Here is a 23003-nt window from a genome sequence, read left to right on the forward strand (position 1 = left end):
TATACCGAACGGTACGTACGGTGGTGTGAGAGGACGGGGGTTAGTCACCCCCTCCTACTCGATTCCACTTACGAAAAAGGAGGAAAAATGTCATACTATTGTTTATAGAAACAAGCGTCCATAGGAGGAGACATTTTGCCAACCAAAACATCCATACAAAATATCGGTCAATTTCTCGGTCAGTCAGTAACCTTGCAAGGATGGCTCTATAACAAGCGTTCCAGTGGCAAAATCGTATTTTTGCAACTGCGTGACGGCACAGGTACGATTCAATGTGTAGCAGTGAAAGCTGAACTTCCAGAAGAAGTCTTTCAAATATGCCAATCTTTAAAGCAAGAAGCTTCTTTGCGTGTAACTGGTGAAGTCAAAGAGGACGAACGTGCTCAAAATGGTTATGAGCTAACGGTTCAATCCGTTGAATTGTTGCACCAATCCGATGACTATCCCATCAGTTTAAAAGAACATGGTGTGGATTTTTTGCTCGATCATCGGCATCTTTGGATTCGCACTCCCAGACAGCGTGCTATTTTAAAAATTCGTTCAGAAGTTCTTCAGGCTATGACGGTTTTTTTCTCAGAAAACGGATTTACACGAGTTGATCCGCCCATTCTTACGCCAACTTCTTGCGAAGGAACGTCTGAACTATTTCATACGCAATACTTTGATGAAGACGCCTACTTGACTCAAAGTGGCCAGATGTATATGGAAGCAGCCGCCATGGCTCTTGGAAAAGTCTATTCCATGGGACCTACTTTTCGCGCAGAAAAATCTAAAACTCGCCGTCATTTGATTGAATTCTGGATGATTGAACCTGAGATGGCATTTGTCGATCACGATGAAAATATGCGCATTCAAGAGCAATTTGTCTCTTATATTGTTCAACATGTACTCAAGCACTGCGCAATCGAGCTCAAAACGGTGGGACGAGATATCAGCATACTTCAAAACGTTCAACCACCGTTTCCACGAATGACTTATGACGAGGCTATCAAGTGGCTCAATGACAATAACTATGAAATCGCATGGGGTGAAGATTTTGGAGCACCTCACGAAACAGCTTTGGCGGCTCAATTCGATCGACCTGTTTTCATTGAACGATACCCTACAGCCATAAAAGCTTTCTATATGCAACCTGATCCGGATCGCCCTGAGGTGGCACTTTGCGCAGATTTATTAGCTCCAGAAGGATACGGAGAAATTATTGGCGGAAGTGAGCGTATTCATGATTTCGCCCTGCTTGAAAAACGTTTTGAAGAACATCAACTTCCCAAAGAAGATTACGACTGGTATCTGGATTTGCGTCGTTACGGCAGTGTCGTACATTCCGGCTTTGGCATTGGATTAGAGCGGACTGTAGCTTGGATTTGTGGTCTTGAACATGTTCGTGAGGCTGCCGCTTTCCCGCGCATGCTCTATCGATTGAAACCTTAATGGAAGTTCTGTTTCTCCTCAAAGTAAAGAAAACTGTCCTTCGCATCTGACCATGTTATACTTTGAGGAGAATAGGGGGAAACGAGATGAAGCCATCTTCTCGAACACTGCATGATGCAGATTTTTTAAGTCAACCTTTTGTTGCCGTGCCAACCTTGTTACTCTCGTCCTATTCAGAATTGGATGTAAGTGCATCTGAATTTATGGTTCTCCTTCATATCTTAGCCGCATCACAAATTGAAGGTACCACAGATATTTCTGGTGCTGAATTGGCCAATCGTTGCAAAATGACGTCCATTGAAGTGATGCGTTGTTTAGACCGCCTTGTACAAAGTAACTACTTGGCGGTGGGCGAGCGAATTGACGAACAAGGAGCACATTGTACTTATTTTGATTTGGCTCCCTTATGGCGCAAAATTCGTGGTCAAAAAGATACCCCTTATCGGGAGTGGAGAAAAGATCCAGTCACTCTTTTTGAGGAAGAATTTGGACGGCCGCTCTCTGGGCTAGAATTAGAACAGCTTAGACAGTGGCTTGAAGTTGACAAATTACCTGAATGGATGATTATTGAGGCATTGCGCGAAGCGGTTTATGCCAATAAATTCGCATTTAAATATATCGACAGGGTACTTTATCAATGGCAAAAAAACCGTATCCGCACCAGACAAGAATTAGAAAATTACAGAGAGAACTTTCGGGCTGTTCAACAACAGCCAAAGACATCTGCACCATCGTCTCGTCGGCCTACTTCAGGTATACAAAATTATGGAAAGTCAACGCAAAACGGAAGTACGTCTCAACGAGATCAGCGATATAGCGCTTTTTATGAGTTATTTCCGGACGCCTGAAGAAGTAAAGATCAATTTTGCGAACAAGCCAAAAGGAGAGCCAAACGAATGCGTGTACTTGTCACTGGAGGTACAGGTTATGTAGGATATCCCATCGTTCGCAAACTGTTGCAGGAAGGATATAAAGTTCGCGTTTTTCAACGTGGTCAGCGACCGCTAGAAACACTGAAAGACGTGGAAAATACTCAAGTAGAAGTTATAAAGGGAAATATTTTAGATGCAAAAGCGGTGGAGCAGGCAGCACAAGAATGCCAAGCCATTCTTCACTTGGTTGGAATTATCAGAGAAGATCCACGACAAAATATTCTTATGGACAATATCCATCGAGTGGGCACTCACCATATCGTAGAAGCTGCTAAACGAGCTGGAGTGACGAGAATTGTTCACATGAGCGCTCTGGGTGCCCGTCGCGATGCAATTTCTAAATATCACCAATCGAAGTGGGAAGCTGAGGAAGTTGTTCGTAACTCACAACTGGAATACACAATTTTTCGACCTTCCGTCATTTTTGGTAAAGGTGGGGAAGGTCCTAATTTCCTCCGCCAACTGGGTGATCTCGTTCAGAAATCTCCCGTTGTACCCATTCCAGGAAATGGTCTACAGCGTTTACAACCTGTCTCAATCGACACAGTAGCATCCGTTTTTTGCGCGGCTCTGAAGGAAGCAAACAGCATCGGGAAGACGTATGATCTTGCCGGATCGCAAACATTAACCTATTTAGAAATCTTGCGCGCAGTTGCCAAGACCTTGAAACGTCCTTTTTATCCTCTGTTTTTACCGTTTTCACCTCTGTTGGCCACAGCCAAAAAATTAGAGGTTTTTTCTTGGTTCCCTATTACTTCTGATCAATTACAAATGCTGAAAGAGGGAAACGTATCTCCACGTTGGAAAGAGGTGTACAGTGACTTTCATCTGACACCTCTTTCGTTCCAAGCGGAATGGTCTTGACTCTAAAGCTTTCTAGTTCTCTGCTGAGGTTGACACAGACTGACCAGGCAGCGCAAAATCAGTCAGTTTGCGTTTTTGCTCTTCAAAGCGTTCAAGCGCCAATTGAATCAAACGGTCCACCAGTTCTGCGTAACCCATTCCGGTAGCTTCCCAAAGCTTAGGATACATACTGTATTGAGTAAATCCTGGCATGGTGTTGATTTCGTTTAAATAAACTTTACCCGTGTTTTTCTCAATAAAGAAATCTATACGTGCCAGTCCTGCACAATCTGCTGCCCGATAAGCCGCAATTGCGATTTCCTGCACTTCTTGTCTCTGAGCGTCACTCATAGGCGCAGGAATTAATAATTCCGACTCTCCGCTTATATATTTGGCGTTATAATCATAAAATTCTCCAGCGGGTATAACCTCGCCTGGTACAGAGGTTTGAGGATTATCATTGCCTAACACAGCGATTTCAATTTCACGAACTTGAAGCCCTTGTTCTATAATTAAGCGTCGATCATACCGAGCTGCCAACTGCATAGCTTCATGGAGACGGTTTCGTTCTGTTACCTTACTGATGCCAACACTCGATCCAAGATTTGCCGGTTTGACAAAACAGGGATATCCAAGTGTTTCCTCAATGCGTCGCTCTACTACTTGTGAATCGTTTTCCCATTCTGATCGCAATACAGACATATATTTGACTTGCGGAAAGCCATGAGCTGAAAAAAGCTGTTTCATAGCAATTTTATCCATACAGAGCGCAGAAGCGAGGACTCCCGAGCCTACATAAGGTATACCTAACATTTCTAACATACCTTGCATTGTCCCATCTTCACCATAGGAACCATGTAAGACAGGGATAATAACATCCACTTTCGGCGTATCATGGTTTTCCGTTGTATACTTGACATGGTGAGCAGGGGTTACGTTGGGGGACAGGTGAGACCACGCTTCTCCCATTTCTTCGCCAAGACCAGGGTGGACAGTATGACTCGGTAAAGACTCTACCAAACCGCGCTGTAAAGCAGTCTGCGCAGCTTCACCTAGTACAAATTTACCTTCTTTGCTGATTCCAATGGGAATCGCTTCGTATTTGCAGGGGTCTAATGATTGAATCATAGAGCGCCCGGACATTACAGATACTTCATGTTCGCCTGACTTTCCACCAAAGAGTACGCCAACCCGCAATCGTTTCAAATCGCTCTCTCCTTTAAATAAATCCTTTTATTATTCAAACACAGGGGGATGCTCATGCTACCAACCACAATTTCACGCTTACTCCAGGCCTATCCTTTTACACTGCTGCAAGGAAATCCTCAACAACCTGTTACCGGTATCTCCATTGATACTCGAACCTTACAACCCGGAGACGTGTTTGTAGCTTTTACCGGCACTCGGGTTGACGGCCACGAGCGGATTGAAGAGGCATTCAGTAAACAAGCTGCTGCTGTCATCATAAGCCGTCCTGAGGCACAATACGCTCTACAAAACTTCGCACATTTTCCTGTTTTGCTGGCTCAAGACACTTTACAAGCTGTTCAAGCCATTGCTCGACAAGAAAGAGATTCGTTTGATGGTCCTGTATTTGGTATTACAGGCAGCAACGGAAAAACCACCAGCAAAGAGATGCTATTAGCTTCTCTCTCAACTGTCACACAACCTCTTGGTACAAAAGGAAATTTCAACAATGAACTCGGCATGCCTCTTACTATACTACAACGTTCGCCTAAAGATGGTGCTATGGTACTGGAAATGGGGATGAGGGGAAGAGGACAAATTGCGGAACTTTGCCAAATTGCACGTCCAACCTGTGGACTCATTACCAATATTGGACACAGTCACATTGAATTGCTCGGCAGTCAAGAGGCTATAGCCGATGCAAAAACCGAATTATTTGCAGCGTTGCCAGCTGACGGCTTTGCGATTGTCAATATGGACGATCCATTTTTAAAAAAACGTATTCATCGAACGAAAGCACAGATAGTGGATGTTAGTTTGCATGACCAAACATGTTCCGTATACGCAAATGATATTCAACTTGGGGATGAAGAGACCTCTTTCACATTCGTGATGAACGGCCATCGACACTCTGTCCGTTTGTTGGCAAGTGGGTTACACAATGTGCAGAATGCATTGCTTGTGCTCGCTGCCGCATCTGCCTGTGGTTATGAAATTGAGGGCTTAATTCAAGGAATGGCCACTTATCGACCGACACAAGGAAGACTTTACCCTAGAAAAGGCGCTTATGGACGCACGATTCTTGACGATTCTTACAACGCCTCGCCTCTGTCAGCTCGAGCAAGTCTAGACGTGTTAAAAATAACTGGCGATGTCAAAAAGAAGTGGGCCATTCTTGGAGATATGTATGAACTAGGAAACTATACGGAAGAAGGACATCGCACTGTAGGTGAATATGCCGCTCACCTAGGAATTCCTGTTATATGTATTGGACAATTTGCAAAGATTATGGCTGATGCGATTGCCCAAGCTGGTGGAAAATGCGAATACTTTCCCAGCATAGAGGAAGCACTTCCACATTTACCATCTTTGCTTCCTGTGGATTCAGTCGTACTCGTCAAAGCTTCTCGAGGCATGCAATTTGAAAAGATTGTTGAGCATTTGGTGAACGGTTAAAAATTCGCCAAAAAAATCACAGTCTCACCCCGTGTCTGCCATTGACACAAAAGATGCATTTGATAAATAATACAGTGTCTAAACTAAAAGAGAGACTTGGTTATCTGAGTCAACCAAGTTCACTAAGCGAGGAGGCAACACCTCTCTATGAACGCCCGTAGATTGTTAATTATTAACGTCATTATCTTATTAGTCATCGTCATTGCCGGTTTTGTAGGGTACTACTTTTATAATCAATCTACCCTTTATCTGACAACTGATGATGCATCCGTAACTGGTAAACAAATTGTAATTGCCGCGCCTGCTTCAGGCAAAGTTGTGGATTGGAATGGAACATTTGGACGTACCTTCACAAGTGGGGATACCGTAGGGGATGTTCAAATGCAACAGGGTACTAAAACAGTGGACGTCGCTATTCCAATGCCTCAAGATGGTACCGTCGTGCAAAATGAAGCGGTAGATAACGAATTTGTAGCGGCTGGCACACCGCTTGCCTATGCCTACAATATGCAGCAACTTTATGTGACAGCCAATATTAAAGAAACTCAAATCAGTCAAATTAAGATTGGACAAAATGTGAATGTTTATGTGGACGCATTTCCAGGAATCACAATCAAAGGTACGGTAGAAGACATCGGAATGGCTACGGCTAGTACATTTTCGCTTCTTCCTACACAAAGTACCACAGCTGATTTCACAAAAGTAACGCAGGTTATTCCTGTGCGTATCGCTTTACAAGGTTACCAGGGAATCGGCTTGGTACCTGGCATGAGTGCTACAGTCAAAATCCACAAATAATCTTAGCTGGAATAAAACATACGCCATGTATCTCGTTCTATCAAGATCGGGCTAAGGCTAAGAAAAAAGTCAACTGAATTCGGACATAAGAAAGCTCTTAACTTCGTGTTGCTTAAAAAAGCACCTGTTAAGAGCTATTTTTCGTAAAATAGATAGAAAAATCTATATAAAGGATGACTGATCCACTATGAATAAGCCGAGAATCGAGGCAGAACAGTTTTTTTCGGTTGACATGCGAGTTGGGACCATATTGTCAGCAGAGAGGTTTGCAAAAGCAAAAAAACCAGCTTATCAATTAACCATCGATTTTGGACCTCTAGGTATTCGTCATTCCAGCGCTCAAATTACTCAAAGATATCAACCAAACGATTTAATTGGCCGTCAAGTAGTGGCTGTAGTCAATTTACCTCCGCGAAATATTGCAGGTTTTTCATCTGAAGTGTTGGTTTTAGGTTCGATGGGGGAAGATGGAGATGTTATTTTGTTAAGACCAGATGAAAGAGCCGAAAACGGATCGCCAATAGGATAAGCATATTTAACTGTATTTTTGTTGACCAAATTGATAGGTGGTAATTTCAGAATGGATTGTATCAGTTCGAATCTTTTTGATATTCCACCGATTCGGTTGCTGATCTAAAATCCTGGCTGGAGCAAGAACAAAAATTGATGAATGAAATTCAAGAAGCAATTTCTGGACACCGAATTGATTTTTATAGAGACACAATGAATCTTCACCAGCGTGACAAATACATGTATGACCAGTTGATAATCCAACCCATTCTGAGGGAGACTGTCTGTCGATTGGGAGGGAGTAGAAATACCGTACGCTCAAGTACGAGCTATGTTTGTTTATTGTAAAAAATCATGAATATAGCGTACAGGATTGTTACAAACTGCACGAATCTATTGAACGTTACATTGTACCGTTATGGAATCAACTGGCTAGTTTGATTCAGTCTGATTGGTGCTTTTACCGACCCTCTTCCAGCGATGAAAAATGTATTTATCTTTTCTAACTTTAACCCGTCTTTTTTTACAGCCTCCAATTTAACATAATATATATTATCGGACGTTATATTTGCGAAACGAGATCGCCATTCTCCCAAAAATACATAAATGGATTTGTGTATGGAAACTATATCCACATATTCAATATTTTCAATTTCAAAATGAGGTGTTACTTTGGATCACGTTCACCTTGCAAGAGCTCTATTTGGCATGTCTCTGGGTTTTCACATCATTTATGCAACACTCGGAGTTGGTATTCCTTTTATGGTTACAGTGGCTGAAGTAAGCTATGCGCTTACAGGCGATCACGATTATGCTGTCATGGCAAAGCGCTGGACACGCGGATTTACCGTATTATTAGCTGTCAGTATCACAACTGGTACCACTGTCGCATTACAACTGAGCCTTTTATGGCCCAAATTCATGCAGTTGGTCGGCCAGGTCATTGCATTACCATTTCTTATTGAAGTTTTTGCTTTCTTTTTAGAAGCGTTGTTTATGTCTATCTATGTGTATGCAGCCGATCGTATTCCTCGCCGCTGGCGCATTCTGAGCGTTTTATTAGTTGCCATTGGAGCAGCCGCTTCTGCGCTCTTGATTACTGATGCCAATGCATTTATGAATGCTCCCCAAGGATTCCGGTTAGTCAACGGTCGTGCTGTAGACATCCATCCTTGGCAAGCTGTATTTAATCGCGCTCTGCCAACCTCTGATTTTCACGTGATGATGACTGCTTATATGGCGGTTGGATTTGTAACGGCGGCTATTGCTGCTTATGGATTGCTTAAAAAATCTCATACTGAAAGAGAAAGGAAACATCAATACAAAGCTCTCATGCTATCGCTCGCTCTGGGCGGGCTATTTGGTCTTGTTGCTGCTATCAGCGGTGACTCTGCGGGTAAATATTTAGCCAAATATCAGCCAGAAAAATTAGCCGTAGCAGAAGGATTGTTTCAAACACAAGCACATGCGCCTCTTGTCATTGGTGGTTGGGTAAGCGGTACCCGACAGGATGTCATTGGCGGTATAAAAATTCCTGATTTTCTTAGTTGGTTAGCTACAGAGCGACTGGATGGCGTGGTATTAGGTTTAAATTCCTTCCCTCGCGACACTTGGCCGCCCCTTTTTCTGCACCTGTTTTTTGATGGTATGGTGGGTATTGGAACTTTGTTAATTTTTTTCGCCATCTTTGCCTGGTTAGTGAAAACCTTACGCAAGCAACATGAATATCCATTTCCCAATTGGATGCTGGGCGTAACTGTGTTGACCGGCCCTCTTGCCATGCTCGCTATTGAACTTGGCTGGATTTATGCTTGTATAGGACGTCAACCATGGATTATTTACCATGTCATGCGCACTGCCGACGCTGTTACCTCAGCACCGTATGTAGGATGGATGTTTGTGCTTTTTATGCTGCTTTATTTATTACTCGCCATTGGATCTATTACCGTACTTCGTTTTTATTTTTCACGTCACCCACTTTCGGACGATATAGACCCTAGCGCACCAAAACCAAGAAGGGTGGTTTGGCTTCCATGACTGCAGCCATTTGGGGAATCTCCCTCCTCTGGGCCATCGTTTTTATCTATGGTATCGCAGGTTCAATTGACTTTGGAGCCGGTTTTTGGGCGATGGTTTTCTTTAAAGAAGAACACGCCAGTGCAGCTACCATCGCCAACCGCTATCTATCTCCTCTTTGGGAAGTCACCAATGTCTTTCTCGTCCTTTTTTCTGTGTCCTTAGTAGGGCTATTCCCAACAGCTGCTTTTGTGTTTGGCAATATTCTTTTGGTACCCGGTTGCTTGATTCTCATCTTTTTAACCTTGCGAACAGTATTTATGGTCTACGCACATTCGATTGATCGATACCAACAACCTCTGCGAGTTATCTCCGGAATCACTGGCGTTATCATCCCTGCTCTACTCATGAGTGTGTTCCCAATTGCTCAAGGTAACTTTCTCATACAAAACCATGGGCGGTTGACACTTTCATTAACACAACTGTTCAGTAGTCCCACCACTTATGTGTACATCTTGTTAGGTCTAACCAGCGAGTTGTTTTTATCAGCCATGTTGTTAGCAGACTACTCGCGAATTGCAAACGATTCAACCGCTTTTTATTTATATCGCAAACAAGCAATCTGGTTAGGTCCTATAAACATGGTATGGGCTTTTATTGCTTTTTTTTGGATTGCTCAGTCAGCTCCTTGGTTGGAAAAAGACATGCTCTCCCAATGGCCTTGGTTTTTGGTCTCCGGAGGCTTCTTTGTACTCGGTTACCTCCTTACCGTATCCACCAGAGAAAATTTACATCTGCGTTTTCGCTTGGCTGTCGTTTCTCATGTTGTCCAGTACGGCTGCGCGATGATTGGCTATGGTCGGGCTCATTTACCGTATCTTATCTATCCATATGTAACCATCCAGGACAGCTTTACCAACTCAGAAATGTTTCGAGCCTTGATTGTCGTTCTTATTCTCGGAATTGCTATACTCTTTCCAGGATTTATATGGTTTTGGAGACTTTTCTTAGAGAACCGAGCTTACGTATCAAAAGAGGACTAAATAGATAAAAATCTTTCTCCTATCCGTGTTTCATGGTCAACATAAAAAAACAGACACCGGCATATCAAAATCGGTGTCTGTTTGACTTGGTATCTGTAAAGCTTATAACGAATCTTTCTAATCAAAATCATATGTTTGATTCAACGTCTCCCTGCCAGCCTAACATACCACCTGCTAAATTGTAAATTTTTTCATAACCAAGACTGGCCAATAATTCACAAGCTTTACTGCTCCTACCACCACTACGACACACGATAACAGCTTCCACATTGGGTTCAATTTCTTGGTAACGTTCATTCAATTCACCAAGAGGGATAAGTTTCGCTCCTGGAATATGACCGGATTGAAATTCTTCTGGCTGACGAACATCAATAATTTGTAAATTCTTGTTAGATTGTAAGTGCTCCAATACATCATTGGTTTGCCACTGTGTAATTTCCATAGCATAGAACCTCCTTAGCTTTGCCATATGACAGACTTTCGCATATAGGTCTCCGTATTTTACTCATATAACATAGTCAGAGACATACAAGCAGTTGCAGAAAAGAACAGATTGTTTTATTCTGAACATAACATATAGCGGAAGGGCGAGGCTGACAATTCAGCCCTTCCGCCGGGGTACTAGGAGCGAGGCTTAGCTTGGTCGGCAGCCTCGTTTTCGTCTGTTTTCCTCAGTTCTGCAGCAGTTTTGCGATACTCCATAAAAGCTTTTAAAACTCCGAGTAAAGCAACACACAGGCCGCAGAAAGCTTCCAACCAACGAAAGATGCTCATTCACCCCTCACCTCCCTCCGTCTATGACGTCAGGAGGAAAGGCGGAAGGTGCCCTTCCTAGTATCTATTCTATCAAAATCAACTCTTTACGGGTAATTCATTTTCACAAACAAAGGAGAGTCGCCCATGACTCATGTTGTGCGATTAGAACAAGTCACTGTCAAACGTCAGAATAACCTGTTAATAGACCAAATAGATTGGACGGTCGATCGCGATCAGAATTGGGCAATTGTAGGTAGAAATGGCGCGGGAAAAACAACCCTTCTTAAGCTGTTAACAGGCTATATCTGGCCAAGTAAAGGAAGTGTTACTGTACTGGGAGAAACTCTGGGCAAGGTAGAACTTAGTGAATTGCGAAAAAAAATTGGTTGGATCAGTGCTGCGCTGCTGAGCGAACTTGAACAATCCAGTGCTTCCTCGAATGTTCTTGATGTGGTTTGCAGTGGTTATTTTGCTTCGTTTGGCTTATGGAAAGAGGTACCGACTCACATCCGTATCCAAGCATTTGATTTATTAGAACAGATGGGAATTTCGTCTTTAGCTCAAAGAAATTTTTCCGTTCTTTCACAAGGTCAAAAGCAAAGTGTCATGCTTGCTCGTGCATGGCTATCGAACCCAGAACTACTTATCTTGGATGAACCATGTGCAGGGCTTGACGTGCCTGCTCGAGAGGCTTTACTTCAATCTTTATCTGCTATATCTCAACAAAAAGACGCTCCTACAATGCTTTATGTAACCCATCATATTGAAGAAATTCTCCCTTCTTTTCAGTATATAGCTCTGTTGGATCAAGGAAAATTGGTTGCACAAGGACTGCTTGCAGAGATTTTAACGGGAGCTACACTCTCAAAATTATGGCATCTATCTGTGGATGTCCTGTGGCGTGAAAACCGCCCCTTTTTAATCCCCGTGCCAACAGGTCAGAAAATATGACTATTTTTAAAATACGTTATCCATCCGACTCTTACTGTGTCATGGGTTACCTCTCCCTCCCCGCAGAATATGAATGGAACGAAATGAGACTAGAACACCATCTGTTGCAGGCATTACCAGAAAAAGATAGACCTTGTTTGAAAGTAAACAAAGTAGCAGAAAATTTTCCTAAACGCTTCCAACTAAAAGCAGATCACATGCTAGCAGATTTCTTTCCAGCAATAGTCTATTGCAGAGGCGGAATTGGACGTGTAGGTCAGGTTCGTCTGGAATGGATGCATGATTTCTCTCAATTGGGTTTTGTCGTGTTTGCTCCATGCTATCGTGGCAGTGAAGAAAGCGATGGAAACGACGAATTTGGCGGAGCAGAAACAATGGATGTATCCGTCGCTATTTCTATGCTTCAATCACTTCCCTTTGTTCAGAAGAATAGAATTTCATTATTAGGTTTCTCTCGCGGTTCTATTAACGCTGCACAAGCGGCATATTTCAATCCTTCTATACACAAACTTATTCTATGGGGTGGTATCTCCCATTTGACCAACATATACGAAGAACGAATAGATTTGAGACGAATGCTGAAGAGAGTCGTTGGCGGAACACCTAAACGTTATCCGGAGCGATATGCATCGAGATCACCCGAGATCATCGTTACAAAGTTGAATTCACCAATACTCTTGGTACATGGCACGAATGACCAACAGGTTGATTTTTCTCATGCTATACGAATGGAAAAAGTTTTGCGGGAAAAGGGTAAAAATCCAGTGACACATTTTTACTATGGACTTGGACATCATTTGCCGCGTCCGATTCATGAGGCTGCTGTAAATCGAATGTGCGATTGGCTCTGTCAGAAATAGAATGATGAAAAGATTGTATATTCTTTTCAATTCGGAAAACACTTTCTTCGTACAGAAGATGGATTCGTAGCGAAGAGGGGTTGACGAAAATGAATGAAAAGAAAATTGTACATTGGAGGAAATTTTCTAAGCTGACGTTGTGGAGTAGTGCACCGCTTTTATTGGCATGTCTACTCAGTGGCTGTGGCCATATGCGAGTTGGCGCTAGCAGTACTCCCATTCAACCCATACAACTTGGCGTCAATACCCCCTCCTCCATTACTCCAAGTGTGGGAGACGTATCGAATATTTACGCACAAGCAGTGCCGAGTATTTGCACCATTACCAGCGTTCATCAAAACCATACCAGCGATAATGAACCCACAGAAGATATAGGCACTGGTTTTATTATTGACAACCAGGGAGATATAGCCACTAACGATCATGTCATTGCAGGCAGCGAAACTGTGTTAGTAGCGATTGGCTCACAGACTTATCAAGGCAGAGTTCTTGGCACAGATAAGTTGGATGATTTAGCCATAGTACGTATTCCCACCCATATCTATCGACCACTTTCCTTAGGAACAGCCACAGATCTTCGCCCCGGACAAAACGTCATTGCTATTGGTAACCCTTTTCAATTGACAGATACGGTCACAAGCGGAATTATTAGTGGACTTCACCGTAGCATGCCCTCTATTGGCCAGCGTGAAATGAACAATTTAATACAAACGGACGCTCCCATTAATCCTGGTAATTCGGGTGGTCCTTTGCTTAATGCGAATGGTCAAGTGATTGGTATCAATACTATGATTGTTTCACCTGTCAAGGGATCCATTGGTATAGGATTTGCTATCCCTATCGATCAACTAAAAAAAGTGATGCCCGATTTGCTTTCGGGTAAGCAAGTTAAATACCCGTGGATAGGGATTACTGGCTACACCGTCACTCCCATTCTCGCTCAGCACTATCATCTACCTGCTCCGTACGGCGTTTTAGTCATACAGGTTTTGAAAAACGGTCCAGCTGCTCAAGCTGGCCTTCGTGGCATCCATAAAACGGATAGTGCCAACTTGTCCAACGCTGAACTGATAACAGCCGTCAACGGCAAGGCAGTCCACTCCGTATCTGAATTGACATCAACCATTAGTGAGTATCGGATCGGACAAAAAATTTATCTGACTGTATTCGAAAACAAACGAGCACAAAATATCCCTTTGATACTGGGAACCTTTCCAGAAGATGAATAACCTGCGAACATTTTCTCAAGATGATGATTTTAGTGAAGTAGGTAATGGAAAAGAGCGAATCGCGACTCGCATTTTTCCTGATGCGGCTGGGTGAATTTCTGCCAGCCGTTCTACGCTGATTTGTATATCGCCCATTTTATCTTTAATTTGTTGGCAGAAAGCCGAAATGTCCTGTTGATTCAGTTGCCCATTATCCTTCAGACGCAAAATCATTTGCTCAACAGACACTTGTTCAATTTGAAATTGCTGAATACTTGGCAATAGACGGGCAATATTGGTGAAGTACTGACCATTGACCAGTAAGCCATCGCCTCTAAGAAACGTATCATCTTCTCGCCCATCGACTGAACGGATTAAAGGCAGCGTTCGGCCGCAGGAACAAAATTCACTGCTCAGTTGTACCATATCGCCCAAACGGTAACGCAATCGCGGCATCACATAATTGTGCAGATCTGTCACGACCAAAAAACCTGTTTTCCCTTCTGGTAACATCTCACCTGTTTGCGGGTCGACCACTTCCATAAGAGTGTTGTCTACACTTGCGTGCATGTTACCCTGGGGACACTCATATCCCATAATGCCGCCTTCGCGAGCTCCATATTCATTGATAACTGGAGCACCAAACACTTCTTGCAGCAGTTTTCGCTGGGCATCTGTCAACACTTCAGCGGTGGATACAATACCTTTGATACGATGCAGGCGAAGCGGTTGCCCAGTAGCTTGAATACCTCTGGCCAAAATTTCCATTGATGATGGCCAACCATAAAGATAGACAGGTTGGAACGACTCAATAAGCGACCGATATTCCAGCATTCTCTCCGGTTGCAATGCAAATGCGGGAATGAGGACACGATTTTTTAGCCAACGCTCTTTCAGACGCCAAGACATCATAGCAGATTGCTTCAATTCAATTGGCGAGCCCCAAACCATCAAACACGGATCCCAGGGACGGATGCCCCACCACGACAAACCTCGCCATCTAGCAGCTTCCGAATATTCTACCGCATGACGATTCATATAAAATGTAACAGGTTCCCCTGTCGATCCTCCTGAACGATTGAGGAAAATGGAAGACGTGTCAGCCGTATCAGAAAGGAAGTCATCTCTTCTTGGACGAAAAGACTGTTTTGTAAGAAGTGGAATTTCCCGTAAAACATAAAATGGGTTATCCAATTCATTAAGCAGATATTGAAACTCTTTGTACGCTGGGACATGCGTTAAAGCATGTTTCAATAGCGACTGCAATTGCGACTTTTGCAACTCTCGCAGTTCACTGCGATTCATGGTTTCATGGTGTTGCAGTTCAGAAATTCTGTCCATTACACGGTTACCCCGCCAGCGTTTCATAGCGGGGTAAACAGCATATTGAATAAAGCGACTGGTCATATTCATAAAAATCCTCACTACTTCTTTCTTGGCGATCTCGTTTATACTGGTGGCCAAGCTTCTTTTAACTGTACTAGCGCTTCAGCTAACAGCGGACGTGGGGTACCAATATTCATACGCTGAAATCCAGCACCACCAGTACCAAACATGCTACCAGCATTCAACCCCACTCTTGCCTGATCCACCAACCATTTCTGAAGCTCGTCATCGGAGAGATGCGTCTCGCGAAAATCAACCCAAGTCAAATAAGTACCTTCAAGCGGGGATATTTTTAAACTTGGCAATTCTCGTTGGAAAAACCCTTCCATGAAACGATAGTTCTCCTGCAAATAAATCAGCAATTCATCAAGCCAACTGGCGCCATGACGATATGCAGCTTCGCAGGCAATCGGTCCAAAAATATCTGCATCTTGCACAAACGCTTCTTCGAGAACTATCGAATATCGTTGTCGCAAATTCTCGTCAGGAATTACGATAAACGCCGTATACATCCCTGCAAGATTAAACGTTTTACTAGGCGCGATACAGATGGCTAAACGATGAATGAAAGGTTCATATACATTCAGCATAGGCAGATGTTGATGAGGTTTATACACAAAATCACAATGAATCTCATCTGCAAGTACATGAACGTCGTATTCATCACAAAGCTTGGCAAGTGTCAACAATTCATCTTTCGACCAAACACGACCTACTGGATTATGTGGATTACACAAAATCAGCCACTTAGGACGCTCTTTGGAGAACAAGCTTCGCAAATGGTCGAAATCCATGGTGTATTTGCCTTGATGCTCTATCAAAGGATTTTCCAACAATTTGCGCCCCTGCCGCTCGATCACAAACTGAAACGGATAGTAAACAGGTGGCTGAATAACAATTCCATCCCCAGGTTCGGTCCAGGCCCGAATGCCCATGGCCAAACCATGGACAACGCCTCGTGAAGGAAGAATCCAATCTTGTTGATAGTGAACCTGATGCCTTTTGGCAAACCAATTTTGAATGCTCTCATAGAGCGAATCTGGACGAATGGCATATCCATAAACCCCGTGCTTCACTCGTTCCATGAGCGCCTGCTGCACTTCTGGAGGTGATAAAAAATCCATATCCGCTACCCACAGGGGCAGGATATCATCCCTGCCAAACCTTTTTTGCAACGTATCCCATTTGGAAGACGCAGTATGCCGGCGAGGGATGATTTCGTCAAATGAGTAAGTCATATTTGCTATTCCTCTCCTGCTGCGGCTCTTTCAAGGAAGACCATTTACGCCTGCCGTCCGCCACCATGTACATAAATGACCTGTCCACTCACGTAACTGGCGTCATCACTGGCTAAAAACGCGGTGACATTGGCTACATCCTCTGGGCGGCCCACACGGCGCAAAGGGATAATTTCTGCCGCACGACGTTGATTTTCTTCAAAGTCAATGCCGATTCTATCTGCCGTTTGTTTGGTCATATCTGTCACAATAAAACCAGGTGCTACAGCGTTAACATTGATGTTGAAGGGACCAAGTTCAATAGCCAATGTTTTAGTAAATCCTTGTAAGCCTGCCTTTGCTGCTGCATAGTTGGCTTGACCCCGATTTCCAAGCGCAGAAGTAGAACTGGTATTGATAATTTTTCCGTAACGTTGGGCAACCATCAGTTTTTGGGCCTCCTGGCTGCATAAAAAACTGCCGCGCAAATGCACATTCATGACCGTATCCCAGTCTTCTTCTGTCATCTTGAATAATAGGTTGTCACGAATGACTCCCGCATTGTTGACAAGAATATGTACCGTTCCAAAACGATCAACAACTTTTTGAAACGCCTGCTCAACGCTTTGCTTATCAGAAACCTGACAGCTAACAGCCAATGCCTCGCCACCAGCTTCTTGGATTTTTTGAACAGTTTCTGAGCAAAACTCCTCTTTCAAATCAAACACTGCCACTTTGGCTCCGTCTCGCGCTAAAACCATGGCTGTGGCTTGCCCAATACCTCGAGCCGCTCCTGTTACAACTGCAACTTTGCCCGTAAATCGACCCATTTGCATCCTCTCCTTGCAGCAAATATCAGACTATAATTCTATGCAAGTACTCCTCTATCTCCTTTTGATTCTATCGTGTTTCAAACGGAAATGCTACGATGATTCAGGGATTTTGCGTAACGCGTCAATTCCGCTGTGAGAGAATAGCGAAGGAAGGGAGTCACTAAATAAATTCCACGAAAATGTTCTAATACTGAATTCACTAATTCACGCGCTATATCCATTCCGACGTGCAACGCTTGGCTTGGTTCAGCTTCGTCCATCAAGCGTAAAATAGTCTCAGGAATTTGTATACCTGGAACTTGATGATGCAAATATTGAGCGTTGCGCGCGCTGACTAAAGGCATAACTCCTACAAACATCGGTACGGTTAAATCTTTGGCTACTTCTGCCAACCTTTTGATCAATTTCACATCGTATACAGGCTGGGTCATAATGTAATCCGCGCCTGCCTCGATTTTTCGTCGCAATCTTTCTACCGCCTTGTCAAAATTGCGTACATGCGGATTAAACGATGTACCGATGACAAAGCGACTTGCAGGTTCAAGCGACATTCCTGAAAAACCAATACCGCCATTAAGGCGCTTGACCATACGCGTCAATTCTGTCGATGAAACATCAAAGACAGAGGTTGCGCCCGGCAAGTCGCCGAAACGAGACGGATCGCCCGTAACCAACAAAATATGATGAATATCTAATACGTATAGCCCCATTAAATGCGACTGTTGTCCAATCAGATTTCTATCCCGACATGCTATATGCACCAGAGGTTCAATTCCTCGTTGCTTGAGCAGGGCTGCTAAGGCAAGATTGGAGACACGAATTGAACCTAGTGAATTATCGGCAAGAGTGAGAAAATCGGCACCTGATTCGGCCAGAATCGACGCACCGCGAAAAAACTTAGAGCAATCCAGCGTTTTAGGTGGATCGAGTTCGACAATGACGGTTCGTTTTTGAGCGACTTTTTCAACGAGAGATTGATTTCTATTGGAAAGCAATTCTATTTTCGCTTCAATCTTGGGTGTTTCGGATAAATCAGATACGCTAGTCTCACCAGATTTTTCCCCTTTGCCAGCAGACAGAACGGATTGTGTTGAAGATTCGTTGAAAACGGTCTCCTCCAATACTTTCCGCAAACGCTGAATATGTTCAGGAGTTGTTCCACAACAACCGCCTAGAATCCGTACCCCATGCTGCGCTAAATCAAGCATAGTTTTGGAAAAATATTCCGCGTTGCCCGTATAGGCGTACTTACCCTCTTCAAAATGCAGCAAACCAGCATTGGGAATAGCTGCGTACATACCATTTTTTTCTAAATGAAGAGATTCGTAAGAGCGTAAAATACCATACGGTCCTAACCGACAATTCAGTCCAACCGCATCGGCACCAGCTTGCTGAAGCCACTGAAAGGCATGCCCAATTTCCATACCATCGCGGGTTACCCCTATTTCATCTGGCGAAAGATTAACAATGATGGGTAAATTTGTTAAAGATCGTACTGTTGAAAGAGCCCAATAAGCCCACTCACTCTCCGCAAACGTTTCTAAAACAAATCCATCCACTCCAGCTTGCAAAAGCGCTTCCGCTTGCTCTGCAATTTGACGGCGATATTCACGCTCCATGCGCTCCGGTGACAATGCGTTCTCGTGAATAAATTCAACAGGTAGTGCGCCAATACTACCAAAAACAGCCGCTTGTGATGCAGCCGCCTGTCTAGCAGAATTCACTGCTGACAAGTGAATTTGAAAGAATTGGTTTTCTATGCCGACGCGGGAAAGTGCAAAGCGACTTGCTGAAAAAGTATTGGTTTGAATCAAAGTAGCACCTGCGTTGACATAAGCTTCATGGACAGAACGAACCTGTTCAGGATTTTCCAAATTTAACTGCTCTGGCAAAACGCCAAGTGGTAGACCAATTTGATGCAAAAAGGTGCTCATGGCACCATCCGTCACAATAAACGCCTGTCCGTCTTTGCCTATGACGTTAGGAACCGCCTTCCAAACGTTGCTCTCCATGTTGATCTCCCCTCACCCAGCTTTTATTCTCTCTGGATTTATTCTGCATCTGCATTAAAATATCTCGCTTCCGGATGTGAGAAAACGAGCGCAGTGACACTAGCTTCCGGCTCCATCATGTAACCGTCTGTCAATTGAATGCCTATCCGTTGCGGTTTGAGCAGCGCAAATAGAGTTTCCTGCTGCTCCAAATCCGGACAGGCAGGATAACCAAACGATACACGAATGCCTTGATAACGAGCTATAAAGCGTTCTCTCATCGTCATTTCCAATGGATCGGGAAAACCCCATATATCGCGGATCATATGGTGCACCCGCTCAGCAAAAGCTTCCGCAAGTTCCAGGGCAGATGCTGCTAGTGCGTGAGAACGCAGATAGTCTCCTTTTTCTTTTAGCCGATCCGCTTTTTCACGTATACCCGCCCCAGTTGTGACGGCAAACATTGCGATATAATCAATGCTTCCCGAACCTTTTTCGCGCAAAAAATCTGCCAAGCAAAGATGAGAACCTCCACGTTGACGAGGAAATTGCAGCACATGAAGAACATCAGCAGAAGAATGCGGCGCGGAAAGAATGGAAATCTCCCCTGTTAAACGATTACCTACGGCTGGGAAAAATTGATATACGGCATGAGCTTGCAAGCTTCCATCTGCAATCGACTCACGAATCACATCTTCTACGAGTTCTTTCAGTTGCGTAGCCTTTTCATCACCATCGGCGAGCCGTTTTTCTACATTCCCCGACAAGCCAAGATGCTTACCCAGCAACATTTGCCAGTTAAGATAAGGCATAATTTGTTCTATCGGATAATGCCGCAAAAGATGATCTCTCAAGTCAGGAGGCTGAAATACTGGCGCCTCGCTGGATATATCGGATAAACGTATGGAATCCGCTGGTTCCTCTTTAGGTACTGGATGGGATTGACTGCGAAACATTTCCTGTTCTTTCGATAACTGTTCCGTCAACGTTTCTCGAGTTCCCTCATCTTGCCATGCATTCGCCAAAGCCAATCCATCCATGGCATCTTTGGCATACATGACGGTTCCACTATAGGCGGGCGCGATTTTGGTCATTGTGAATTTTTTGGTCAGTGCCGCACCACCTACAAGCAGCGGAATCGTAATGCCTGCTCGCGATAATTCCTCAGCTGTAATCACCATCTGTTGGGCAGATTTCACAAGTAAACCAGAGAGGCCAATAAAATCAGGATGATATTCGCGAGCTGCAGCGATTAGAGTCTCCGGAAGAACTTTAATACCCAAATTGTGTACATAGTAACCATTGTTGGAAAGAATAATTTCTACCAAGTTTTTTCCAATATCGTGAACATCACCTTTGACAGTGGCTAAAATCACCGTCCCTTTGTTAGCTGAATCCAACTTGTCCATTCTCGGTTCCAGAAAAGCCACTGCTGCCTTCATCACTTCCGCGCTTTGTAAAACTTCCGCTACAATCAATTCATTATTGTTAAAAAGTCTTCCTACTTCGTTCATCCCATCCATCAGTGGTCCATTAATAATTTCCAGTGGCGTCATTGTCTGCAATGCCTCTTCTAAATCAGGCAGTAATCCATCTTTACTGCCCTCTACCACATAATGAGCAATACGTTCCAGAAGCGACAATTGAGAACGTTCTACAGCCACATGCTGTTTTTTTTCTCGATAAAAAGCGGTAAACTCCGCTACCACTGCATCAGACGTTTCAAATAACAATTTTTCTGCAAGTTGACGCTCCTCGTCCGAGAGGCTTGAAAAACGTTGTAGACTTTGTGTATTGACAATGGCGTAACCCAGTCCCGCCTTCGTACAGTGATAGAGGAAGACAGAGTTGAGTACTTCTCGTCCAGCTGGAGGTAAACCAAAAGAAACATTGCTGATACCAAGAATTTGCGGACACTCTGGAAGCTCTTGATGAATGAGTCGAATCCCCTCAATCGTCTCTTTAGCCGATCCGATATATTTCTCATCACCTGTACCCACCGGAAAAGTGAGTGGATCGATTAAAATGTCTTCGGCAGCAAGTCCGTAATTTTCGGTTAAAATTTGCACTGAACGTTTCGCAATAGCCAACTTGCGCTCCCGGCTGACAGCCATTCCTTCTTCATCAATCGTTCCTACTACAAGTGCTGCCCCATAACGTTTGGCTAGTTCAGCAAACTTCGCCAGACGTGGTTCTCCATCTTCCAAATTGGTAGAGTTGATAATCGCCTTGCCTTGAACATGTTGCAACGCTAATTCCACTACTGCCGCATCGGTGGAATCAATCATCAACGGTACTCGAACTTTACGCACCACTTTAGGCAAGAAAGCCTCCATATCAGCCAGTTCGTCACGATCGGGATCGGCCAGGCAAACGTCAATAATTTGTGCTCCAGCCCGCACCTGTGCGCGAGCAATATCAGAAGCAACGTCCATTTCGCCTTCAGCAATCAATTTGCGAAACTTTCGCGAACCAATGACATTCGTTCGCTCGCCAACAAGAATGGGTCGATTTTCTGGTTCCAGAAGAACAGATTCGAGACCCGCCACCGCATGAGGATGGTGCTTAGGAACACGTCGGGGAGCATAGCCTGCAATGCGTGAAGCTAAAGCCCGAATATGATCGGGAGTGGTTCCACAGCAACCGCCCGCTATATTCAGCCAACCCTCTTTTGCAAAATCCTCCATCTTGCGTGAGAAACTCTCTGGTGTTTCATGATAATGACCCGATTCATCAGGTAAACCCGCGTTTGGGTAGCAGGAAATAGAACAGGTGGCCAGTTCTGCCAATGTACGAACGTGATCGCGCATAAATTCTGGACCGGTCGCACAATTGAGTCCTACCGCCAACGGTTTCAGGTGTTCGACTGAGAGATAAAATGCGTCAATGGTTTGTCCACCCAGTGTGGTTCCCATCGCTTCAATCGTTCCGCTAATGACTACAGGCACACGCCTGCCAAATTTTTTCCATGCTGACTGAATAGCCAAGCCTGCTGCTTTCACGTTCAGCATATCCTGAGAAGTTTCCAGCAACAGTAAATCGACACCACCCTCAAGCAAGGCCAGTGCTTGTTCTTCATAAGCAGCCAATAATTCGGCAAAAGTGGCACCACCTGTCAAAGACAAACTTTTCGTGGTAGGTCCCATAGAGCCCGCTACATATCTTGGCTGTTGAGGTGATGAAAAATGATGGGCAGCTTCTCGGGCAAGCTTGGCCGAACACAAATTTAATTCCCGGGCATACGCTGATAGTCCATACTCGGCAAGGACGATAGACGTGGAGCCAAATGTATTGGTAGAGACAATGTCTGCTCCTGCTGCTAAATATTCCTCATGAATCGAACGAATAAGATCGGGACGTGTTTTCGACAGCCACTCGTTGCAACCTTCATACGCTTCTCCACCAAACGCTTCGGCTGTCAGATTTTTTTGCTGGATCATGGTTCCCATGGCCCCATCCAAAATAAGGATCCGCTGTTCAAGAAGTTCCTGCAAAGAAGCAGTATGGACTAGATTCATGTAATTTCTGCACCACTCTTTCTCTATCTTCCATGACTATCAAAAAACACTCCCGAAAACGGGAGCG

Annotated in this window: 19 protein-coding genes; 11 read left to right on the forward strand and 8 right to left on the reverse strand. The window is 44.1% G+C overall.

Annotated features, from left to right (window positions below; all coding sequences use genetic code 11):
* Positions 1–135: 135 nt before the first annotated feature.
* The 3 genes from asnS to FY534_RS06810 all read left to right on the forward strand — a co-directional run bounded on the left by asnS (position 136) and on the right by FY534_RS06810 (position 3227).
* Positions 136–1431 (forward strand): asparagine--tRNA ligase, encoded by a 1296-nt coding sequence (gene asnS / locus FY534_RS06800; RefSeq protein WP_203115488.1) that lies wholly within the window; start codon positions 136–138, stop codon positions 1429–1431.
* Positions 1432–1517: 86 nt separating this feature from the next.
* Positions 1518–2279 carry a DnaD domain-containing protein gene (locus FY534_RS06805; protein ID WP_072873186.1) on the forward strand — a complete coding sequence of 254 codons (762 nt, stop codon included), beginning with the start codon at positions 1518–1520 and terminating at the stop codon, positions 2277–2279.
* A 48-nt stretch (positions 2280–2327) separates the two neighbouring features.
* Positions 2328–3227 (forward strand): complex I NDUFA9 subunit family protein, encoded by a 900-nt coding sequence (locus tag FY534_RS06810; protein WP_072873185.1) that lies wholly within the window; start codon positions 2328–2330, stop codon positions 3225–3227.
* Positions 3228–3239: 12 nt separating this feature from the next.
* On the opposite strand, the gene FY534_RS06815 is transcribed toward FY534_RS06810, so the two are convergent.
* Entirely contained in the window at positions 3240–4412 is a 1173-nt protein-coding gene (locus FY534_RS06815; protein ID WP_072873184.1) for a D-alanine--D-alanine ligase family protein, read from the reverse strand.
* Between the two features lie 54 nt (positions 4413–4466).
* On the opposite strand from FY534_RS06815, the gene murF reads away from it, so the two are divergent.
* The 5 genes from murF to FY534_RS06840 all read left to right on the forward strand — a co-directional run bounded on the left by murF (position 4467) and on the right by FY534_RS06840 (position 10216).
* Positions 4467–5849, forward strand: coding sequence for a UDP-N-acetylmuramoyl-tripeptide--D-alanyl-D-alanine ligase (gene murF, locus FY534_RS06820; RefSeq protein ID WP_072873183.1), 1383 nt, complete (start codon positions 4467–4469; stop codon positions 5847–5849).
* Positions 5850–5996: 147 nt separating this feature from the next.
* On the forward strand, positions 5997–6647 hold the full coding sequence (locus tag FY534_RS06825; RefSeq protein WP_072873182.1) for an HlyD family secretion protein: 651 nt from the start codon (positions 5997–5999) through the stop codon (positions 6645–6647).
* A gap of 187 nt (positions 6648–6834) precedes the next feature.
* Positions 6835–7176: a tRNA-binding protein gene (locus FY534_RS06830; protein WP_072873181.1), complete on the forward strand. Its 342-nt coding sequence runs from the start codon at positions 6835–6837 to the stop codon at positions 7174–7176.
* Between the two features lie 653 nt (positions 7177–7829).
* Positions 7830–9194 carry a cytochrome ubiquinol oxidase subunit I gene (locus FY534_RS06835; protein ID WP_072873169.1) on the forward strand — a complete coding sequence of 455 codons (1365 nt, stop codon included), beginning with the start codon at positions 7830–7832 and terminating at the stop codon, positions 9192–9194.
* Positions 9191–10216 (forward strand): cytochrome d ubiquinol oxidase subunit II, encoded by a 1026-nt coding sequence (locus FY534_RS06840; RefSeq protein WP_072873168.1) that lies wholly within the window; start codon positions 9191–9193, stop codon positions 10214–10216. Before FY534_RS06835 ends, FY534_RS06840 begins: the two co-directional genes overlap by 4 nt.
* Positions 10217–10343: 127 nt before the next feature.
* Here FY534_RS06840 and FY534_RS06845 read toward each other — a convergent pair whose 3' ends face one another.
* Together FY534_RS06845 and FY534_RS06850 are read right to left on the reverse strand one after the other, a co-directional pair.
* Positions 10344–10658, reverse strand: coding sequence for a rhodanese-like domain-containing protein (locus FY534_RS06845; RefSeq protein WP_072873167.1), 315 nt, complete (start codon positions 10656–10658; stop codon positions 10344–10346).
* Between the two features lie 179 nt (positions 10659–10837).
* The gene (locus FY534_RS06850) at positions 10838–10990 is read right to left on the reverse strand and encodes a hypothetical protein (RefSeq protein WP_165611934.1); all 153 of its coding nucleotides are present in this window, start codon (positions 10988–10990) and stop codon (positions 10838–10840) included.
* Between the two features lie 126 nt (positions 10991–11116).
* Here FY534_RS06850 and FY534_RS06855 point away from each other — a divergent pair, with 126 nt between their 5' ends.
* From FY534_RS06855 to FY534_RS06865, 3 genes are all read left to right on the forward strand, one after another.
* On the forward strand, positions 11117–11923 hold the full coding sequence (locus FY534_RS06855) for an ABC transporter ATP-binding protein (protein WP_203115489.1): 807 nt from the start codon (positions 11117–11119) through the stop codon (positions 11921–11923).
* Positions 11920–12783, forward strand: coding sequence for an alpha/beta hydrolase family protein (locus tag FY534_RS06860; RefSeq protein ID WP_203115490.1), 864 nt, complete (start codon positions 11920–11922; stop codon positions 12781–12783). Before FY534_RS06855 ends, FY534_RS06860 begins: the two co-directional genes overlap by 4 nt.
* Positions 12784–12872: 89 nt before the next feature.
* A complete protein-coding gene (locus FY534_RS06865; protein WP_203114100.1) occupies positions 12873–14012 on the forward strand; it encodes a S1C family serine protease in 1140 nt (379 codons plus the stop codon).
* Between the two features lie 15 nt (positions 14013–14027).
* Here the strand turns inward: FY534_RS06865 and FY534_RS06870 are convergent, their stop codons facing one another.
* The 5 genes from FY534_RS06870 to metH form a co-directional block, all read right to left on the reverse strand.
* Positions 14028–15404 carry a phenylacetate--CoA ligase family protein gene (locus tag FY534_RS06870; RefSeq protein WP_238413429.1) on the reverse strand — a complete coding sequence of 459 codons (1377 nt, stop codon included), beginning with the start codon at positions 15402–15404 and terminating at the stop codon, positions 14028–14030.
* A 35-nt stretch (positions 15405–15439) separates the two neighbouring features.
* Positions 15440–16615 carry a MalY/PatB family protein gene (locus FY534_RS06875; protein ID WP_203114102.1) on the reverse strand — a complete coding sequence of 392 codons (1176 nt, stop codon included), beginning with the start codon at positions 16613–16615 and terminating at the stop codon, positions 15440–15442.
* A gap of 44 nt (positions 16616–16659) precedes the next feature.
* Complete coding sequence (locus FY534_RS06880) at positions 16660–17424, reverse strand: beta-ketoacyl-ACP reductase (RefSeq protein ID WP_072873161.1); 765 nt, start codon at positions 17422–17424, stop codon at positions 16660–16662.
* Positions 17425–17504: 80 nt separating this feature from the next.
* Entirely contained in the window at positions 17505–19439 is a 1935-nt protein-coding gene (locus FY534_RS06885) for a bifunctional homocysteine S-methyltransferase/methylenetetrahydrofolate reductase (protein ID WP_203114103.1), read from the reverse strand.
* Positions 19440–19477: 38 nt separating this feature from the next.
* Complete coding sequence (metH, locus tag FY534_RS06890; protein ID WP_203114104.1) at positions 19478–22936, reverse strand: methionine synthase; 3459 nt, start codon at positions 22934–22936, stop codon at positions 19478–19480.
* Between the last annotated feature and the right edge of the window lie 67 nt (positions 22937–23003).

It is taken from the genome of Alicyclobacillus sp. TC, from assembly GCF_016804365.1.
Lineage (GTDB): Bacteria > Bacillota > Bacilli > Alicyclobacillales > Alicyclobacillaceae > Alicyclobacillus_I > Alicyclobacillus_I tolerans.

Bases quoted from the DNA above. Each gene is read 5' to 3' on its own strand.
- murF (WP_072873183.1), top strand. From the start codon at position 4,467: ATGCTACCAACCACAATTTCACGCTTACTCCAGGCCTATCCTTTTACA.
- metH (WP_203114104.1), bottom strand. From the start codon at position 22,936: ATGAATCTAGTCCATACTGCTTCTTTGCAGGAACTTCTTGAACAGCGG.
- FY534_RS06825 (WP_072873182.1), top strand. From the start codon at position 5,997: ATGAACGCCCGTAGATTGTTAATTATTAACGTCATTATCTTATTAGTC.
- FY534_RS06845 (WP_072873167.1), bottom strand. From the start codon at position 10,658: ATGGAAATTACACAGTGGCAAACCAATGATGTATTGGAGCACTTACAA.
- FY534_RS06875 (WP_203114102.1), bottom strand. From the start codon at position 16,615: ATGACTTACTCATTTGACGAAATCATCCCTCGCCGGCATACTGCGTCT.
- FY534_RS06805 (WP_072873186.1), top strand. From the start codon at position 1,518: ATGAAGCCATCTTCTCGAACACTGCATGATGCAGATTTTTTAAGTCAA.
- FY534_RS06830 (WP_072873181.1), top strand. From the start codon at position 6,835: ATGAATAAGCCGAGAATCGAGGCAGAACAGTTTTTTTCGGTTGACATG.
- FY534_RS06840 (WP_072873168.1), top strand. From the start codon at position 9,191: ATGACTGCAGCCATTTGGGGAATCTCCCTCCTCTGGGCCATCGTTTTT.
- FY534_RS06850 (WP_165611934.1), bottom strand. From the start codon at position 10,990: ATGAGCATCTTTCGTTGGTTGGAAGCTTTCTGCGGCCTGTGTGTTGCT.
- FY534_RS06860 (WP_203115490.1), top strand. From the start codon at position 11,920: ATGACTATTTTTAAAATACGTTATCCATCCGACTCTTACTGTGTCATG.
- FY534_RS06870 (WP_238413429.1), bottom strand. From the start codon at position 15,404: ATGAATATGACCAGTCGCTTTATTCAATATGCTGTTTACCCCGCTATG.
- FY534_RS06810 (WP_072873185.1), top strand. From the start codon at position 2,328: ATGCGTGTACTTGTCACTGGAGGTACAGGTTATGTAGGATATCCCATC.
- FY534_RS06855 (WP_203115489.1), top strand. From the start codon at position 11,117: ATGACTCATGTTGTGCGATTAGAACAAGTCACTGTCAAACGTCAGAAT.
- FY534_RS06885 (WP_203114103.1), bottom strand. From the start codon at position 19,439: ATGGAGAGCAACGTTTGGAAGGCGGTTCCTAACGTCATAGGCAAAGAC.
- FY534_RS06865 (WP_203114100.1), top strand. From the start codon at position 12,873: ATGAATGAAAAGAAAATTGTACATTGGAGGAAATTTTCTAAGCTGACG.
- FY534_RS06880 (WP_072873161.1), bottom strand. From the start codon at position 17,424: ATGGGTCGATTTACGGGCAAAGTTGCAGTTGTAACAGGAGCGGCTCGA.